At 65.5% G+C, this 12,630-nt stretch carries 13 protein-coding genes and 1 pseudogene; 9 read left to right on the forward strand and 5 right to left on the reverse strand.

The window, feature by feature from the left end:
• Positions 1-20: 20 nt before the first annotated feature.
• Positions 21-635 carry an NIPSNAP family protein gene (locus tag CFB89_RS32005; RefSeq protein WP_089471451.1) on the reverse strand — a complete coding sequence of 205 codons (615 nt, stop codon included), beginning with the start codon at positions 633-635 and terminating at the stop codon, positions 21-23.
• Positions 636-747: 112 nt separating this feature from the next.
• On the opposite strand from CFB89_RS32005, the gene CFB89_RS32010 reads away from it, so the two are divergent.
• Positions 748-1,668: a LysR family transcriptional regulator gene (locus CFB89_RS32010; protein ID WP_089471452.1), complete on the forward strand. Its 921-nt coding sequence runs from the start codon at positions 748-750 to the stop codon at positions 1,666-1,668.
• 54 nt (positions 1,669-1,722) lie between these two features.
• On the opposite strand, the gene CFB89_RS32015 is transcribed toward CFB89_RS32010, so the two are convergent.
• Positions 1,723-2,826 carry an alpha/beta fold hydrolase gene (locus CFB89_RS32015; RefSeq protein ID WP_089471453.1) on the reverse strand — a complete coding sequence of 368 codons (1,104 nt, stop codon included), beginning with the start codon at positions 2,824-2,826 and terminating at the stop codon, positions 1,723-1,725.
• A gap of 207 nt (positions 2,827-3,033) precedes the next feature.
• Between CFB89_RS32015 and CFB89_RS32020 the strand changes: the two genes are divergently transcribed.
• On the forward strand, positions 3,034-3,663 hold the full coding sequence (locus tag CFB89_RS32020) for a TetR/AcrR family transcriptional regulator (protein ID WP_089471454.1): 630 nt from the start codon (positions 3,034-3,036) through the stop codon (positions 3,661-3,663).
• A 163-nt stretch (positions 3,664-3,826) separates the two neighbouring features.
• Here the strand turns inward: CFB89_RS32020 and CFB89_RS32025 are convergent, their stop codons facing one another.
• A complete protein-coding gene (locus CFB89_RS32025; protein ID WP_089471724.1) occupies positions 3,827-4,747 on the reverse strand; it encodes a LysR family transcriptional regulator in 921 nt (306 codons plus the stop codon).
• An 81-nt stretch (positions 4,748-4,828) separates the two neighbouring features.
• On the opposite strand from CFB89_RS32025, the gene CFB89_RS32030 reads away from it, so the two are divergent.
• From CFB89_RS32030 to CFB89_RS35585, 7 genes and pseudogenes are all read left to right on the forward strand, one after another.
• Positions 4,829-5,779: a ketopantoate reductase family protein gene (locus tag CFB89_RS32030; RefSeq protein ID WP_089471455.1), complete on the forward strand. Its 951-nt coding sequence runs from the start codon at positions 4,829-4,831 to the stop codon at positions 5,777-5,779.
• On the forward strand, positions 5,776-6,168 hold the full coding sequence (locus CFB89_RS32035) for a VOC family protein (RefSeq protein ID WP_089471456.1): 393 nt from the start codon (positions 5,776-5,778) through the stop codon (positions 6,166-6,168). The genes CFB89_RS32030 and CFB89_RS32035 overlap by 4 nt, the downstream gene beginning before the upstream one ends.
• A gap of 2 nt (positions 6,169-6,170) precedes the next feature.
• On the forward strand, positions 6,171-6,629 hold the full coding sequence (locus CFB89_RS32040; RefSeq protein ID WP_089471457.1) for a MaoC family dehydratase: 459 nt from the start codon (positions 6,171-6,173) through the stop codon (positions 6,627-6,629).
• Positions 6,629-7,849, forward strand: a complete 1,221-nt coding sequence (locus tag CFB89_RS32045) for a CaiB/BaiF CoA-transferase family protein (protein WP_089471458.1) — start codon at positions 6,629-6,631, stop codon at positions 7,847-7,849. The genes CFB89_RS32040 and CFB89_RS32045 overlap by 1 nt, the downstream gene beginning before the upstream one ends.
• Positions 7,849-8,682: a shikimate dehydrogenase gene (gene aroE, locus CFB89_RS32050; protein ID WP_089471725.1), complete on the forward strand. Its 834-nt coding sequence runs from the start codon at positions 7,849-7,851 to the stop codon at positions 8,680-8,682. The genes CFB89_RS32045 and aroE overlap by 1 nt, the downstream gene beginning before the upstream one ends.
• 171 nt (positions 8,683-8,853) lie before the next feature.
• Complete coding sequence (locus CFB89_RS32055; RefSeq protein ID WP_089471459.1) at positions 8,854-10,086, forward strand: MFS transporter; 1,233 nt, start codon at positions 8,854-8,856, stop codon at positions 10,084-10,086.
• Between the two features lie 557 nt (positions 10,087-10,643).
• A pseudogene (locus CFB89_RS35585) lies at positions 10,644-10,712 on the forward strand (hypothetical protein); the annotation flags it as partial.
• Positions 10,713-10,933: 221 nt separating this feature from the next.
• Here the strand turns inward: CFB89_RS35585 and CFB89_RS32065 are convergent.
• Both CFB89_RS32065 and CFB89_RS32070 read right to left on the reverse strand, forming a co-directional pair.
• On the reverse strand, positions 10,934-11,641 hold the full coding sequence (locus tag CFB89_RS32065) for a PLP-dependent cysteine synthase family protein (RefSeq protein ID WP_256979815.1): 708 nt from the start codon (positions 11,639-11,641) through the stop codon (positions 10,934-10,936).
• Between the two features lie 46 nt (positions 11,642-11,687).
• Positions 11,688-12,554 carry an NmrA family NAD(P)-binding protein gene (locus CFB89_RS32070; RefSeq protein ID WP_089471460.1) on the reverse strand — a complete coding sequence of 289 codons (867 nt, stop codon included), beginning with the start codon at positions 12,552-12,554 and terminating at the stop codon, positions 11,688-11,690.
• Between the last annotated feature and the right edge of the window lie 76 nt (positions 12,555-12,630).

Below are 12,630 nucleotides of genomic sequence, written 5' to 3' on the forward strand. Positions count from 1 at the left end.
GTGCCGCGCCCGCGGCGCACTCAACGCAACGGCGACCACGCCTCCGGCAAGCCGATCGTCGACGTCGCCCTTTCGATCTGCTCCGGCCCGCCTCCCGGCGGCCACAGGCCCTCGGCATAGTGCCGCTTTCTCAACGCCATGCGTTCTTCCAGACTCGAAAATCCCCAGATGTGCGTGATGCGCGGCGGTCCATCGAGCGCGTACATGTTGCAAACGAGATGCGACGTATAGGCTTTGGCCGGGCCCACCGCACGTTCCCACGCGGAAATGGTCGGCGCGACACCGCCGGCTTTCAGCCAGTAGCGACGAATCTCATAGAAGTCGCCCAATACCGCCGGCTCGATGTCGGGTAGAAAAGGAAAAAGTGCGTAACTTTCCATGCTCAGTCGAACGGACGCGCTTTCAATCCCGAAAGGTCGCTCGGCGCTCAATGCCCGATTACGTTCATGTTGCAATTCATCCATCGTCTCGAAGCCACGCAGCACGACAATTCGCGATAACTCGCCAATTTCCGTGCGCCATGCACCAAGCAGCCGCCCGCGCGCGTCGGCATCCGATATCCAGTGATGCGCACGGCCGGACACGATATTCTGGTCCGGAAGCGGACACGACAACGTCGTAAGTTCATACCGCATTTCTGCCCTCCTTTCGCTCGCCTGTCGCAATGCATTTCCATCGCAATGTATTTCCAAACCGGCGGCCGATAAACGCGCCGCACCTTGAAACAGAATCCAGTACCATTGCGCAATGGATCTCCTCAAGGCGATGGCCGTATTCGTCCGCATCGTGGAAACGGGCAGCCTGACGGCGGCCGCGCAGGCGTCCGATCTGTCGCCGACGATGGTCGGCAACTACCTTCAGGCTCTGGAAAGTCGGCTGGGCGCGGTCCTCGTTCACCGCACGACCCGTAAGCAGAAAGTCAGCGCGTTCGGCCAGGCTTATTACGAGCGATGCGTCGAAGTCCTCGGTCTGGTCGACGACACGGAACAGCTTGCACTCGATCACCTCAAGCATCCACGAGGGCGTCTGCGCGTGACGGCGCCTGTCGTGTTTACGAACGAGTGCCTGATTCCCGCGCTCGCGGACTATTACCAGCGCTACCCCGAGATCAAGCTCGATATCGTCGCAACCGACTCGCTCGCCGATCTGTTCGACGAAGGTTTCGAGGCCGCCATTCGCATCGGCGCGCTCGCCAGCCCGGATGTGGTCGCGCGTCCGCTGACGCCATACCGGCTGGTACTGTGTGCGTCGCCCGCTTACGTTCACGAACATGGCGCGCCGACTACGCCGCACGCGCTGCGCGAGCATCACTGCCTGACGTATGCGTATCCGCCCCGATCGGAATGGCACGCGGCGCAATCTCACTGGATGCTGGAAGGTCCGGACGGGCCGACGACCCTCTGCGTGGACGGCAGACTGAAAATCGACAGCGCGGAAGCGCTGCGACGGGCGACGTTGAGCGGGCTGGGTATCGCGATGCTGCCTTCGATGTTGATCCACGAGGACATTCTCGAGGGGCGGCTCATCGAGATCATGCCGGACTTCGCCGCCCCCGAGCGGTCGATGCATCTGCTTTATCCGCAACAGAAGCAGAAGTCCCCGAAGCTTCGCAGTTTTACTGAATTCGTGGTCGAGCGGTTCGGCGCCGAAACGGCCTCCCCGACCTGACGCGGCAACCGCCGCCGGTCGCGAAAAGCGCCCTATTCCACCGCGCCCCCGGCTTCACGCCTTCGCGAAGGCGAGCAAGCGTTCGCCGAGTCTGGCCGGCTGCTCCTGCTGGATCCAGTGGCCTGCGCCGTCGATCATCTCGATGCCACGCATGCTCGTCGTCGCCTTCGTTCTCATCAGATCGAGCGCGCCCGGCGCCGAATAAGTGCCCCAATCGCTCGTGCCGCCAATGAAGAGCGAAGGGACGTCGATCGTCTTGCCCGAAAACAGGCGCAACTCCGCGTTCAGGTCGGGATCGGACAACACACGATAAGCCTGAAGCGCGCCTTGAAACCCGGTGCGGCCGTACTCCGCGGTGTACACGCCAAGTTCCGCGTCGGTCAGCCATGTGCAGCCAAGGGTTTGGGCGGCGGACGGTTGGAATGGCGCGACGGTTTCGGGCATCGTCTTGCCGAGATCCATCACGTAGTAGGTGGGCATTTGCGCCAGTTCCGCGGCCGTGAGCGCCTTCAGCGGATGCGGCTTGTTTCCCGGCCAGTCGGCGCTCTTGACATGGAAAAATGCGCGAAGAAACGCGGATAACCCTTGCGGTGGGTGCCACAAGTCCCGGTTGGCGTTCCGCGTACAGAGGTATTGCTGGTAATGCTGTCTCGGCGGATCGAGCGCGGCAAGCGCCGCCGCCAGCTTCCGACCGTCATTGTTCGGTTGAGCCGACGATGCCTCGCTTCGCGCCGTGTCGAACGGAAGCGCCGGCGGGCCAGGAAACGGTGCGCTCATCAGCACCACCGACGGAAAGACGTCAGGTCGCGCCAGCGCGCAATACGCCGCCACGGGCGAGCCGAGATCGTGCCCTACGAGCATCGACGTATGCCGATACCCCAACGCCGAAACCAATCCGAGAGCGTCGCGCGTCATATTCAAGAGGCTGAACGGCGCGAGCGAGGCATCATAGTCGTTCGCCCAACCGGTGGTGCGTCCATAACCCCGCTGGTCGGGTGCCACGACGTGGTATCCCGCGTCGGCCAGGATGGGCATCAGATGTCGCCAGCCGTAAGCCAGATCCGGAAAGCCGTGCAAAAGCAACGCGAGCGGCCGGCCGGCGCTTTCATGGCCGGCCTCGAGAATATGGACATCGAGGCCGTTCACCCCGTGGATCATGCGCGAGCGCACCCCGTTGGGAAGCGTTCCTGCGGCGTAGGTCGGCATGGCCAGATCACCTTCTCGTGTGGGGTTTGCGCGGGCAGGTCGAAGCAACGCCGCAACCAGACCGGCTGCGCCCATTGCCAGGACGGTTCGTCTCGGCGCCGATGGCTTGCTCTTGTCGACGGGCATCGCGGCGCTCCGGAATAGGGTGATCACCATACTATGGCGATCGCCATAGTCGGGTCAAGCCAAACGTGGTACTTTTCCGCCATGACACGCAAGACTGACGCTCGCGCTCGCGCGATTGCCACGGCCGAACGGCTGTTTCGCATCCAGGGCTACACCGCGACCGGACTGACCCAGATCCTCGAGGAAAGCGGTGCGCCCAAGGGGTCGTTCTACTTTCACTTTCCCCGCGGCAAGGCCCAACTCGCGGAAGAAGCAATCGATCAGTACGTCACGAATCGAATGTCCGTCTTGCAGAACATCTCGGCCGAAACGACCGGTCATGCGCTGGATTTCGTGCGTCGGCTCTTCAGCACATTTGCGGCCGAAATGGTCGCCGCCGATTTCCAGTACGGGTGCCTGATGCAAAACCTGGCCAACGAACTGCCCGCGCTCGACGCCGAGCTGACCGAGCGGGTCGCGCGGGGGTTTGCCGATTCGACCGAGGTGATCGCGGCGCATTTCAGGGGGTGCGGTTTTGCTTCCGCGCGCGCATCCTCAGCCGCGACCGCGTTGGTCGCCGCGCTCGAAGGCGCCCGCACGATCGCGCGTCTGGAACGCTCGCCGGCCGTGTTCGACGCGCTGGCAGACGTTAGCAGCCAGGGATGGGGCGCCTCCGAGGGGTGACCAGCCCCGAGGTTCTCGTGACGCGTCGTGCCTTCCGCCGATCACGGGGACATTGTCCGGTGTCGTGAAGCCGCGCCGGTTCGGTATCAGCGCAATCACGAAACTGGAAACGCCCGAAAGCCGCGAGATTTCCAGTCTCCGTCGCGAACGCCGAAGCCACGGATCAATGCGATGCCCCGAACAGTCGAATCACCACGCCGCGCAGCCACCGGTTGCCGGCCTCGTGGTGATAGCGTGCGTGCCAATGCTGCCGCACCGCGAAACCCTCGACTGGAATCGGGCATGCATGAACCGCCAGATCGTTGGCCTGGGCCAGCATCTCACCGATATGACGAGGTAGCGTCGTGATCAGGTCGGTCGTCTGAACGATCGCCCCCAACCCCAGAAAACCCGGCAATTCCAGCACAACGTCCCGCTCGATGCGCGCCTGCCGCAGCGCCTGTTCGAGGAGCTGCGCCCCCGTTCCCGCTGTAATCGCGACATGCCCCTCCGCGCGATACTGCTTGACCCCGAGCCGGCCGCGAATCCTCGGGTGATGCCGATTCACCAGACAAATCCAGTCCTGGTCATACAGCTTCTGCTGGTAAATGCCGCCACCCAGCCACGGCACGTAGCCGATCGCGAGATCGGCTTCGCCGGATTCGAGCGCCCGCTCCGTATTGCCGTCGATCCGCGCGGCTTCCAGCCGGACGCCCGGCGCCTGCGCGCGGACATGGGCCAGCAGCCGCGGCAGCAGCGTGACGTGGCTCGCATCCGTCATGCAGATGCGAAAGCGTCGCTGGGCGGTCGCGGGGTCGAACGCGATCTCCCACGCGGTGAAGCGCCGCAACGATTCGAGGATTTCCCGGCATGGCCCGATCAGCGCGTCGGCTTGCGGCGTCGGCGCCATGCCGCCGGGCGTGCGGATGAAAAGCGGATCGTGCAGGTGTTCCCGCAAGTGGCCGAGCCAGATGCTGACCGTCGGCTGGCTCTGGCCGAGTTGCTCGGCGACGCGCGTGACGCTGCGCACGTCGTACAGGAGATCGAATAGCTGAAGCAGCTTCAGGTCCGGCAGATCGGCGGGCATCGTCGCATTATTGTCCAGGGCAATGACGCCATTGTATCCATTGCATTGTCGACATGAGCGACGACTCCTATCGTGAGGCCATACGTCAAGGAGACACCATTGAAAATCGCGATTCTGGGAGCTGGCGCACTGGGCTGTGCGATCGGCGCCACCCTTACCGAAGGCGGTCACGAGACCTGGTTGATCGACCGCTCGCCCGCGCACGTCGATGCGATGCGCCGTGACGGCCTGCGGGTCGACGACGCGCGCGGCACCCGGCAGGTACGTGTGCACGCGACGACGCAGGCTGCCGAAGTCGGCACGGCCGACGTGGTCGTGGTATTGGTCAAGTCGTTCCACACCGACGCGGCCATCCGCGGCGCCCTGTCGCTGGTCGGGCCCGATACCGTCGTGCTGTCGCTGCAGAACGGCCTCGGCCACGAGGACATCCTGAGCGACGCCGTCGGCCGCGAGCGCGTCCTCGCGGGCAAGACCTACGTCGGCGGCGTGCTGCGCGGCCCGGGTCATATCGAATCCGGCGTGATCGGCAAATACACCTACATCGGCGAACTCGACGGCCGCATCACGCCGCGCGTGCGGGCAATCGCCGCCGCGTTCGATGCCGCCGGCCTCGCGACGACGATCAGCGACAACATCGTCGGCACGATGTGGGACAAGCTGCTGGTGAATGTCGCGACCGGCGCGCTGACGGGCCTCACCGGCCTCACCTACGGGCAACTCTACGACGAGCCGCTGCTGAAGGCGACGTCGCTCGCGGCGGTCGCGGAGGCGATCGCGGCGGCGCAGGCGGCCGGCGTGAAACTGTCGATGACCGATCCCGAACAGGCCTGGACGCTCGCCGCCGAGGGGCTGCCGGCCGCGTTCAAGACCTCGATGCTGCAAAGCCTCGAGAAAGGCTCGATCACCGAGATCGACTTCATCAACGGTTCGGTCGTGCGCTGCGGGCAGCGCTACGGCGTGCCGACCCCCGTCAATGCCACGCTCGTCGCCTGCATCAAGGGGCTGGAGCGCGCGATGGCCGATCGCCAACGCGAGGAGGCAGCCGCATGAGCGCCACGAAAGCCTATCTCGAACACGTTGCGATCTGGGTGAAGGACATCCACTGGCACATCCGTTTCTTCGAGGACGTGCTCGGCATGACGCTGCGCGAAGTGGACGGCACGCTCGACGCGCCGCGGCAGTACTGGACGCTCGGCGGCCTGCAGTTCATCCACGCGCCGGAACATGACGGCCCGGAAGGCCGGCTCGCCCATCTCGGCGTGATGTGCGAGGACCTGGAGGCCGCGCTGGCCGCGGCGCGGCGATTCGACGTGACGGAGATGCCGCAGGGGCGCAACTGGATTCGCCTGCCCGACGGGCTCGCCGTCGAACTGATTCAGGCCCGGCCGGCTTCCTGCGTCGCGCAGGCACTGGCCATCAATCCGCGCGCGGAGGCATGACCATGACGATCGTCGAGAAATACTGGGACGACGCCCGCGAAGGCGACACCTGCACGAGCCCGACCTATCGCGTGACCAAGGAGCGCATTCTCGCGTATGCCGACCTCACCGGCGACCATACGCCCGTTCACGTGGACGAGGAATACGCGAACGCCAGCCATTTCGGCTGCCTCGTCGCGCACGGCCTGTTCGGGCTGTCCGTGGCCGACGGCCTGAAGACCCAGAGCGACTATCGCTTCCTGCCGGGCATGTCGCTCGGCTGGACCTGGGATTTCCTGCTGCCGATCAAGGTCGGCGACGTGCTGCACGTGACGTTCCGCGTCGGCTCGATGCGGGCCAGCAAGAGCCGCCCGGACTGGGGCATCGTCGTGCTGCCGTCGGAACTGATCAATCAGGACGGGCAGGTCGTTCAACGCGGCGAACATCGGCTGATGGTGCCGCGCCGTCCGGAGGCACTGTGATGCAGGCACGTCCCCTCGAAGGCATTCGCGTCGTCGATTACAGCCATTTCCTCGCCGGCCCGTATGTCGGCCGCTGTCTCGCGGCGCTCGGCGCGGAAGTCATCAAGGTCGAGCGCCCCGGCTCCGGCGACGCCGGACGCCAGCACGCGACCGTGCTCGACGACCAGCAAAGCGGCTACTTCCTGCAGCTCAACATGGGCAAGCGCGGCGTGAGCGTGAACATGAAGGATGCGCGCGGCAAGGCGTTCATGCAGCGGCTGTGCGACTCCGCCGACGTCTTCATCGAGAACTATCGGCCCGGCGCGCTGGACAAGCTCGGGCTCGGCTATGAAGAACTGTCGGCGCGCAATCCGGGCCTCGTCTACTGCTCGATTTCGGCGTACGGCCACACCGGTCCCGATGCGCATCGCGCAGGCTTCGGGCTGATCGCCGAAGCGAAGAGCGGGATCATGCAGATGGTCGGCACGCCGGGCGAGCGCCCGCCGCTGCTGCGCATTTCGCTCGGCGACATGTACACCGGCATTCATGCGGTCGCGGCGATCAACGCCGCGCTGTTGGGGCGCGTGAAGAGCGGCCGCGGGCAACACGTCGACATGGCGCTGTACGACACGCTGGTATCGATGCACGAATACGCGGTGCAGTGCTACACGCTGAAGGGCGTGCTGCCCGAACAGACCGGGCACGACATGCCGACGTCGACCCTCTATGGCGTGTTCCGCGCCGCGGATGGCGATCTCGTGATCGCCGCGCAGGTGGACGACGCGTGGAAGCGCTTCGCCGCGCTGATCGAGACGCACGGCGGCCCGGCGGGCTTCGGCGCCGACACGCGGTTTCACGACAGCACCGGGCGCAACGCGCACCGTACGGAGATCCTGTCGGTGGTCGAGCCGTGGGTGGCCGCGCGTTCCGTCGCGTCGGTACTGGACCTGCTGGACGGCATCGACGTTCCGTGCGCGAAGGTGCAGCGCATCGACGAGGTGTTGAACGATCCGCAGATCCAGGCCCGAGGCATGGTCGTCGAGCAGCAGCATCCGCGCTACGGCACGCTGCGCCTGCCCAACCTGCCGTTCCGGTTTTCCGATTGCGATACGACGATTCGCGAAGTCGCGCCCGATCTCGGGCAGCACAACGCGGAAGTCGCACGCTCTCTCGGGTTCGATGCGGCCGAAATCGACGCGATGCAGGCAGACGGTGTCCTCTATTCGAAAGCGAGCCAATGATGACTGATCAATACGCGGTGATCGGCAATCCGATCGGACATACGAAATCCCCGCTGATTCACGGCCTCTTCGCGCAAGAGACGAAGCAGGACCTCCGCTATACCGCGATCGAGGGCCCGCTCGAGCCGGCAGGCGCTTTTGCTGCCACGGTGCGTGCGTTTTTCGAGGGCGGCGGCAAGGGCATCAACGTCACCGCGCCGTTCAAGCTCGACGCGTTCGCGATGTCGGACGAACGCAGCGAGCGTGCGCAGCTCGCGGGCGCGGCCAACGCGCTCAAGTTCGACGGCGGCCGCATCCTGGCGGACAACTTCGACGGTATCGGACTGGTTCGCGACATCGAAGCGAACCTCAATCTGCCGATGGCCGGCAAGCGCGTGCTGGTGCTCGGTGCGGGCGGCGCGGCGCGCGGCGCGCTGTTGCCGTTCCTCGAAGCCGGCCCGGCGGAACTCGTGATCGCGAATCGCGACGTCGACAAGGCGCGCGCACTGGCCTCGCAGGTCGCGGGGCGCGGCCCGCTCGTGGCCGGCAGCTACGCGGACCTCGCGCGGATGGGACGTTTCGACCTCGTCGTCAACGCGACCTCGGCCAGTTTGACCGGCGATCTGCCGCCTGTGCCGCCGAGCGTGTTCAGTCCGAAGGGAACCGCCTACGAACTCGCCTATGGCAAGCGGCTCACGCCGTTTCTCCGGCTCGCGAAAAACGCCGGCGTGCACGGGATCGCGGACGGTGTCGGCATGCTGGTCGAGCAGGCGGCCGAGGCGTTCGCATGGTGGCGCGGCGTGCGCCCCGCGACCAGTTCGGTGATCGACCGGCTGGCCGTGCCGTTCGACTGAGCACGCGATGGATCGGCATGCAGGCGATCCCGATGCGCGACAGCGTCGAGCGCGACAAGAGCGGCAGGCGCGATCGGATAGACTCGACGCGTCCATACGAACGCGCCGCGCCGAGCGCCGTTGTCTTGCCGCCGCCCTCCTCCCACGCCCGAGACCGTGCCGAACACCGTCATGCCGGACACCACGCGCCCCGCACGCCTGAACTTCGCGCTCATGTTGCCGCTGCTGCTGGCGGCCCAGCCGGTGGCGACCGACAGTTACCTGCCGGCGCTGCCTGAAATCGCCGCGACGCTGGGCTCCGCGAGCGTCAGCCTCACCGTTTTCGCGCTGATATTCGGTGTCGGACAGTTGCCGATGGGCGGTCTTTCCGACCGAATCGGCCGTCGTCCCGTCTTGTTGACCGGTCTGGCGCTCTATGCGCTGAGTGCATTGGCGGCAGCACTTGCGTCAACGGCCGCGATACTGGTGGCGGCGCGGGCGATGCAGGGCTTCGCCATGGCCGCGATCCTGGTATGCGCCCGTGCGACGGTGCGCGACCGGTATTCGGCGGGCGACGGCCCGTACGTGATGGCGCGCGGTTTCATGGGAATGGGGATGATGGCGTTCCTCGCCCCGATCGTCGGTGCCTATGTCACGCAGCACGCCGGCTGGCGATGGGTACTCGCGGGGATGAGCCTCTATGCGTTCGGCTTGCTGGTCATGTGCTGGTACGGCTTCGAGGAAAGCGCCGCCAGAATCGCGCCGCGCCGGAACTCGACCGGGGACGTGCGCGAGATATTCGGCAATGCCCCGTTCAGGGTATGGACGCTGCTGGCCGCGTCGACGTACGCCGGCATGTTCTGTTTTCTGCTGCTTTCTCCGACGATCTACATCCGGCAGCTCGGCATCTCGCCCGAGCGATACGGCTGGATCCCGGCGAGCGGGACGCTCGTCTATGTCCTGAGTACCTTTGGTTGCCGGCAGTTGCTGCGACGTCAAAGCATGCTGCGAACGGTGCGCCAAGGCGCGACGTTGAGCCTTTCAGGGGCGGTGATCCAGGCATTGGGGTGTGCGCTCTTTCCCGGCAGCATCTGGCCGCTGCTCGTCGGGCATGGCGTGTATTGCCTCGGCCACGGGATCCATCAGCCGTGCGGGCAGGCTGGCGCGGTCAGCGGGTTGCCTCATCTTGCCGGCCGCGCGGTATCGTGGTCCGGCTTCATCATGATGTTCTTCGCTTTCAGCGTGGGTCAGACGGCGGCGGTTTTCACCGAACCGCGCTATCAGTCGGGGGCGTGGCCGATGGTGGTGCCGATGCTCGTCGTGGGCGTCACGCTGGTCATGATCGCGTTTGCGTGGTTGCCGAAAATTGGTGGCGCGAATTTGGGGGTGGCAGCGGTTCCGGCGCGGGCGGTGGATGGGCGGTGAGTTGCGGCGGGCAACGACGGCTCGGCGGTCAGTGCGATCGCCCCGTTCTTTCCGAACCCGTCATTCGTGTTAGCGAAATCCTCTCCCTACCGTTCCGGTTGCCGCCATGGCTTATCGACTGCACATCGAACATGATCCGTCCATCTCGCTGGATGAATGGCGCGCTGCCATCCGCGGCGATGAAGGCGAGGTCTACCGTGCCGGGTAGGTGAGTCAAGGCAAGGTGCGTACCAATCCGGTGACGCCGCACTACATCACCCCGCAACCGTTGCCAGCGGCAATACTTGGGCAGACGTGCGCGCTGTCGTCGATGGTTCAGACTCGTGAACAAAGCGGCGAATGACCGTCGCTTCCTGGCCGAAATGAGGCGACACCCCGCCCCCGGGTTCTCGCTGGCCGCCTCGATCGATTGAGGGATCGTTCGAATCCGTCGCGGGTGGCGGCTGCTGGCCGGGCGTCTTGCGGCTTCGTACGGCGCATCCTCTTCCGGCTCGAATGCGAGTACACAGAAAGCGACGGTCTGCTACGAAGTCACCCAGGGCGACCTGGAGATCAACCTGACCCATAGCGGAAAATCCGTCGTGACATGCTCGATCACGGCCAATCGCTACGAGGTCGCAGCACAGTCCATGACCGTGCAGGCCGGACGGTCGGTACAGGTTCCGTGGCCCCTCGCGGCCAGCAAGCGGGTACGACATCGGCATCACGTGCGACGCCGATGCACGCTTTCTGCGCCAGTTTGCCGGATATGTCGAGACCGGGGCCCCCGGCATGACGGATCCGTCCATGGCCTGAGTCACATCGACGGATGTCGGCCCCAAACGGGGAAGCCAGCCCTTCCCGGCCATCAGCCGATCGTTTGCGCGAACGACTTCAAATACTTCATGCCCGTGTCGCACATGATCGTCACGATCGTGGCGTCCGGGCCGAGCCGTTCGGCGAGTCGCAAGGCGCCGGTTACGTTGGCGCCGGTCGACGTACCGCAGAACAGCCCCTCCTCTGCGGCCAACCGGAACGCCATGGCTCTCGCGTCCTCCGTGGAGACGCGCTCGAGCTCATCGGCGATGCCGTCCCGCCAGAGCGGCACGACATAGCCCGCGCCGATTCCGTCGATCTTGTGCGCCCCGGTCGGCCCACCCGACAGCACCGCCGATTCGGCCGGCTCGACCCCGGCGATCCGGATGCGTGCGTCATGCTCGCGCAAGCGCCGCGAAATCCCGCGCAGCGACGCAGCCGTGCCGACGCTCTGGACGAAACCGTCGAGACGGCCGCCGGTCTGCTCCCAGATCTCGTCGGCCATCTTCGTATAGGCGTCGAGCTGATCGGTGTTTTCCATCTGCGCGGTGATGTATGCGCCCGTCTCGCCGGCAATCCGATGCGCTTCGCGAATCATGTCCTTCGTCAGCTTCTCGGTTTGCTTGCCGCCGTCGCTCGGGACGAGCGTCAGCTTCGCGCCAAGCAGGCGCATGTGATCCAGCTTCTCCTTCGAGAACGCATCCGATGAAATCACTTCGACAGGAAAACCACTATTCGTCTGACCGAAAATCCGATGCATGGGCGGGCGCGGCGCAAGCGCGCCACGCGTCGCCCACCGCATTCAATCAGACCGTACGCGACACCAGCTCGCCCAGAACCGCGTCCAGCGCGACACGACCGCGCAAGATTTCGTCAGGACCGCTTTCGAAATCGATCCAGCCTTCGTTGAAGCCGTCCAGCATGCGCATGCGCGAGATCGGATGCTTCATGCCCTGCGCGCGAAACAGCGCTTCCCACGTTCGCCGGTCGACGGCTTCCGCGCGCACGTCCCGGCTCAAAACACGAGCGAAGGCCTGCGCGAGATCGTTGGGGCTCACGCGCCGCGGGCCTTCGAGCTCGACGACACGCACCCCGCTCCACGTCTGCTGGAGCAGTTCCGCCGCGACGCGGCCCACGTCCGCGGTGGCGACCATCGGCACGGGCTTGTCGAGCGGCTGCAGGTAACTGGCGACGACGCCCGCGTCGCGCGCGGACGCGACGTCCCACGCGGCGTTCTCCATGAACCAGCCGGGCCGCAGGAACGTCACCGGCATCGGCATCTCGCGCAACGCCTGCTCCATCAGCGCGAGTTGCGTGAGCAGATTGGGCTCGTCGGCCTGCGCGCCGATCGTCGACAGGCACACGACCTTTTCGGGGCGCGCCTTCAGCAGCGCGGCGGATACGGCCTCGATCACCTTCCGCGTTTCGGGAAACCCGGGCGCCGGATCGAACACAGGCGGCAGCAGGATGAAAACGCCCGTCGCGCCGGCGAACGCGGCGGCGAGCGACGAAGGGTCTTCCATGAACGCGGTCGCGATCTCGCACCCGCGCTCCGCCCACGCCGCTGCCCGCGTCGCATCGCGCGCCACCGCGCGCACCGACCGACCCGAAGCCAACAGTTCGCGCGCCAGTGCGCCGCCGACCTGGCCGGTGATTCCGGTGATTGCATACATTGTTCGTTCTCCATGTGTGAATACGTGGGTCGCATTCTGGGCAAACGCCGACCAAAACAAAACGACATGGATGGCA

Source organism: Burkholderia sp. AU16741, assembly GCF_002223345.1.
Taxonomy (GTDB): domain Bacteria; phylum Pseudomonadota; class Gammaproteobacteria; order Burkholderiales; family Burkholderiaceae; genus Burkholderia; species Burkholderia sola.